At 34.8% G+C, this 5,047-nt stretch carries 5 protein-coding genes and 1 pseudogene; 4 read left to right on the top strand and 2 right to left on the bottom strand.

Annotated elements, in window-relative coordinates; translation table 11 throughout:
* Nucleotides 1-206 precede the first annotated feature (206 nt).
* Complete coding sequence (locus ACQKP0_RS25620) at nt 207-776, bottom strand: hypothetical protein (RefSeq protein WP_427408638.1); 570 nt, start codon at nt 774-776, stop codon at nt 207-209.
* Nucleotides 777-1,107: 331 nt separating this feature from the next.
* Entirely contained in the window at nt 1,108-2,139 is a 1,032-nt protein-coding gene (locus ACQKP0_RS25615) for a serine hydrolase domain-containing protein (protein WP_427408637.1), read from the bottom strand.
* Between the two features lie 264 nt (nt 2,140-2,403).
* Between ACQKP0_RS25615 and ACQKP0_RS25610 the strand changes: the two genes are divergently transcribed.
* The 4 genes and pseudogenes from ACQKP0_RS25610 to ACQKP0_RS25595 all read left to right on the top strand — a co-directional run bounded on the left by ACQKP0_RS25610 (nt 2,404) and on the right by ACQKP0_RS25595 (nt 4,830).
* Nucleotides 2,404-3,156, top strand: coding sequence for a class I SAM-dependent methyltransferase (locus tag ACQKP0_RS25610; protein ID WP_427408636.1), 753 nt, complete (start codon nt 2,404-2,406; stop codon nt 3,154-3,156).
* Between the two features lie 440 nt (nt 3,157-3,596).
* Entirely contained in the window at nt 3,597-3,719 is a 123-nt protein-coding gene (locus ACQKP0_RS25605; RefSeq protein WP_427408635.1) for a hypothetical protein, read from the top strand.
* Nucleotides 3,720-3,780: 61 nt separating this feature from the next.
* Nucleotides 3,781-4,095 (top strand): annotated as a pseudogene (locus ACQKP0_RS25600) (VOC family protein); the annotation flags it as partial.
* Between the two features lie 321 nt (nt 4,096-4,416).
* Nucleotides 4,417-4,830: a VOC family protein gene (locus ACQKP0_RS25595; protein ID WP_427408639.1), complete on the top strand. Its 414-nt coding sequence runs from the start codon at nt 4,417-4,419 to the stop codon at nt 4,828-4,830.
* Nucleotides 4,831-5,047: the final 217 nt, after the last annotated feature.

The raw sequence follows: 5,047 nt of genomic DNA, 5'->3' as shown, positions 1-5,047 counted from the left end.
GCGGTCAATTTCGGGGTCCCTTTAGGGGCTTTGTTGGTAAAGTGCCCTTATAGGGCGAAATTAAAACCGCCGGTTCTACCGGCGGATACTTACTTTAGAAATCGGAAAAATCATACAAAATTTTAACACTAATAAAAGCATCGGTTTTAGCCCGATGCTTTACTGTTTTTAATTGTTTTTCATCAAATTAAATAGCACAATTTTAACTATTTCTTTTTTAAGTTAAATTGAGTTATTTCTTTACCATCTAAAGTTACTATTAGAGAAGCATCTAAAGCATTCTCCTTAAGCTTATTTAACTTTTCTTTTGATGGAACTCTTAGAGGAACTTGTGGGTTTTCTTCGCTTACACCCAAATCGAAAGTTAAAATGTATGTCCCGTTTTTATTAGGAAGGATTACTCCATCAAAAGAAGTACCGTATCCTACACCCGTATCATTATATGAAGAGGGGTTAAAAATATTGAAACCAACTGTTTCTTTGCAGATAGCCACTAATTTATCATTGGGTTCAATTTTTACTTGTATTCCCTTATCACTAATTCCTTCTATTTTTTTATGACCATTATTTTTAATTTCAAATTCATAATATAACGCCGTTGGTACAAGTTCCTGTCCTTTCTTATCACCTTCTGTTATACCTATTGAACCAACCTTACCTTTATCGTTTGTAATATCGACTTTTGAACCAACCAGTTCCAAGGATGGTTTTGACGAACAAGCAGTTAAGATAGTAAATAATGATATTAAACCAAAAAGCATAATAAATCGTTTCATTTTAATCCCCCTTTTTATCTACCCTATACCCTGGTTTTATCATAATATTTATATACTTTTAGAAAATACCTGTTCCATCAACTTCCTTTGGCTGCATTATATAGAAATAGTCTTGCTTTGCCTAAGTAAAAACAGCATACCTTTAGGTTTATAAAAATCGCACTAAATACCACTGTACAATAGCTATTGTGCAAGTATATTTTTATGCTAAAACTTGAGCTATTTTTGCTGCTTTAATTGTGTAAATGGCTTCATATCAATAAAAATGACCTTTTTGATTTACAAATAATGCTATATTCAACTTAAATCCACATTATTTTAAGGTATTATTTCATAAACTATGGTTTAATATTTCTTTTTCAATTTCCTTCATAATGTCGTATGCTCCTTCTGATTTGTTCGAACATATTACAGTTTTAATAGATGTTTTGGGATAAAAAGCAGAATGGAAATTAACACCAGGGTCATACCCCATTATATGATATTTTAAAACTTCATCACTTTTTTTCTCAATCCACACCCCATAACCATAAAAACCATTATTATCATTTGTTCGAACATATGGAGTAAGTAATTTGTTAGTATATTCTTCACTTAATAATTGATTATTTATAAGAGCATCCCATAAATTTGTCATATCATTCACGGTTACAAATGCCCCTCCGTCTGAACCACCCTTTACAGGTAATGAATAAATATTTGTCTTCCAAGTCCCATCTGGAAAATCAATATAACCAAGTGCTGTGTCTTTAGGAAGTGAGTCAAATTCAAAATAACCCGAGTTATCCATACTTGCCTTTTCAAAGATATTCTTCTCAACATAATCAGCAAATTGTAGTTGACTTACTTGTTCTACAATCAATCCGAGCAAAATATATCCAGCATTGTTATACTGGAATTTCTCACCAACTGTTAATTTCATTGGTTGATTTTGGAGTAGTGGTAAGAAGTCTTTTAAGGTTCTCATAAGATTCATCGGGGTTTTAACCCACAATTCCTCAAAATCCCCCATAACTTCTTCATCAAAATAATCAGGTATTCCAGACGTATGTGTTAAAAGGTGATGAACGGTTATATCTTCATCGAAATTAGGAAAAGAAACATTAAGACAATCTTCTAATTTTGTTTCAAAAGAGAGTTTTCCAGCCTCCACAAGCTGACAAATTGCTATTGATGTAAAAAGTTTGCAACCTGATGCTATGCCATATCTTGTAAATGTCTTATTTTCGATTTGTTCAGAACGATTAGCATAATCATAGCTTATCTCTGTCAAAACATCGTTACCTTTTTTTACAAGAATACTCCCCGAGAAGTTATTTTGACCTTGAATAGCGGTAATACGATTTAGAATATTATTTTCCACATAATCACTCCAATACTTATACCTTCGTCTTTAAGTAGAAATATTCGCAATTTTATTTAGTTTAACATAAAATCCCATATAACCCCCAAAAAAATTAACGGGTTAATATTCTTTTTGTTGAACTCTTTTAGATCAATTCGGTGACGGAAAATATGAGGTAATATAAGTTATGTCGGAGAAGGAGTTACATTAAGGAAACACTTTGAAAATTTTAAAGGTGTTCTCGTCCTCTTATCGAATAATAAAACGATGGAGGGGATGAATATGACAAATCAAATTTTAAACCAAAATAAGAATAGCTGGAACATAGTAGCACACCATTTCAACGGAAAGGATGCTCTGCCAAGCTACGGTCCGTTTGCACAAACAGAAGACGAGCTTCAATTGTTCGGTGATGTGAAAAATAAGAGAGTTTTAGATATTGGATTCGGAAGTGGCCATTCCTTACTTTATATGGAAAGCAAAGGGGCAAGTGAATTATGGGGTGTTGACTTATCAGAGTTACAAAAAGTGGCTGCCGAAGAAACTCTAAAGAATGTAAATGCCCATTTGTACTGTGCTCCAATGGAGGAAGAGATCGGCTTGCCGAAACAATATTTTGACTTTGTTTATTCTATTTATGCGATTGGCTGGACATCGGATTTAGCTGTTACCTTTCGACTAATTTATTCCTATTTGAAAAAGGGAGGAAGCTTTATTTTTAGCTGGGATCATCCTCTATACCCCCATATAAGAAGTGAAAACGGCCAAATTACGCTTCATGGATCTTACCAGCAAGAAGAAACGGAAGTATACGAAACATTTAAAGGCGAAGAAGCACCAATGGTTATCCACAAGCGAAAAATGAGCACGTACATAAATGAATTAATAAAAGCTGGATTTACGATAGATAGAGTGATTGAAAGCGATGTATCATCTGAGTTAGCTTTGGCGGAAGCGGAAGTGTCTGACCGATATTATTCACTCTATAAAGCAAGAAAATTTCCAACGACGATGATCATAAAAGCAGCTAAATAATGGGAAGGCATATGTTTCTGGTTATTTCCGCCAAGATTAGTGAGAATTCTGCGGAGTTGTTTATATTTTAACATGACTTTCCTTGAATACGGATTTTCTTTTTATCCCCAAACTCGTGAAAGAGAATACACCGGCAAGGAATGTTTAAGCTGTCTTTCATCGATCATTTGAAGGACAGCTAAGTAGCTGCTTTTTTTCGAGTTCGGCGTTATTCGCGAAAAATTCAGCGTGTTCACTTAAAGAACCTTCTTAATTTTTTCTCCATCTTCCATAAGACTTTTCTACGACTAAAGTTTGAAATAATTTCATTCAATGTGTGGATTCGGATTTTTCTAATAAAGATTAATATATAGCTAGAAAACAAAAAAATATCAAGCTGAAATGAAACAACATCCATACGTGTTTATGATAATTAAAAAATTTAAAATGGAGGGTTCAGTATGTTATTTTCATGCGAGCACGTAGAATTAGTGAAGTTGAGACAAGAAGAACTGGAAAGAAAGCATCGTTACACATGGCGAAATTTAGTTAACAAAGAAAGCAAAATAAGAGAAGGAAAATAAGTAATCCAGGGCATTCCGTATATAGCGGAATGCCTGCGTATAGAGATTGAGGGGGAATATCATGAAAATTTTTCGTGTACAACTAAACGCTTTTCACATGGAAAAAATGAAGGATTTTTATACAAAGCTTTTACAAATGGAACTTGTTTATGAAAGTGAAAATAGTTTTGCTGTTCTGGCAGGAACTACAAGAGTTTATTTTGAAAAAGGTGATATTCCGCCATACTACCATGTTTGTTTCCGATTAGGAGCTGCTTTTTTTGATGAAATATTCAATCGTTTAAAAAAGGAAAATTTACTCCTACCCAATGAAGAGGGAGAAATAAGTATGTATTGGAAGGGGAAACAAGCTTATTTTTACGATCCGGACGGTAATATCCTAGAAATTTTGGAGCGGCCTTTCCGCCACGGTGACAAAGAGCCAAATGGGTGGCATGATGTAGGCGAAGTTGGGCTTCCTAGCCAAAATATTTATGAGCTGCGTGATTTTCTTTTACCTTATATGGACAATCAATTTGAAACAAACAATGATATGTTTTCCTTTTTCGGCAACGATGACGGGGTAGGTGTATTAGTAAAGACGGGAAGGAACTGGTATCCAACGAACCGCCCTGCGGAAATTCATCCTATTAAACTAGTAGTAAGTGGAAATAAGGATGCACATTTGAAACATCCGTCACTGCCTTATGAAATAACGGTGCGAAAAGAATGGTCATCACCAGTTCCTGCAGTGCAATTTCGAGTCGCAAGACCAACCAATCAACTCGAAAAAATAGTCGAGTTTTATGGCGAAGGATTAGGTCTTGAAAAAGTGGGTGGGTTCAGCAAGCATGAAGGGTATGAAGGGGTAATGTTTGGTCTGCCTGATCGAACATACCATTTGGAATTTACCCAACATGAAAATGGAAGTTCTATCCCACGACCACCGGAAGATCAGTTGCTAGTCTTCTATGTGGCGGATACTTTTAAGAAAAATGATATTGCGAATAGATTGATCAAAATGGGCTACCGTCAAGTGCCTTCAGAAAATCCATATTGGGATCGCGGTGGGATTACAATAGAGGACCCGGATGGATATCGAGTAGTATTAATGAATACAGTAGGTATTTGATAAAGTAAAAATATTTAAGCAGAAAAATAAAAAACCACTCTAAGGTTAACGGGTTCTGTTTTGACGTACAAAACTTAAAATAGTTGGTGGTATAACAAGCTAAATCTCATACAAAAAACACCGAAAATGAAGTGACCCCATAAAGTTAGACAGGTTTTTTCGGTTAGGCAGCTTGTTGGGTATGAGCTCGGTATTGTACTGGGCTCATGCCTTTTAA

It is taken from the genome of Heyndrickxia sp. NPDC080065, from assembly GCF_050281185.1.
In the GTDB taxonomy this organism is placed as follows: Bacteria; Bacillota; Bacilli; order Bacillales; family Bacillaceae_C; genus Heyndrickxia.
This window is presented reverse-complemented; position numbering and strand designations above follow the sequence as displayed.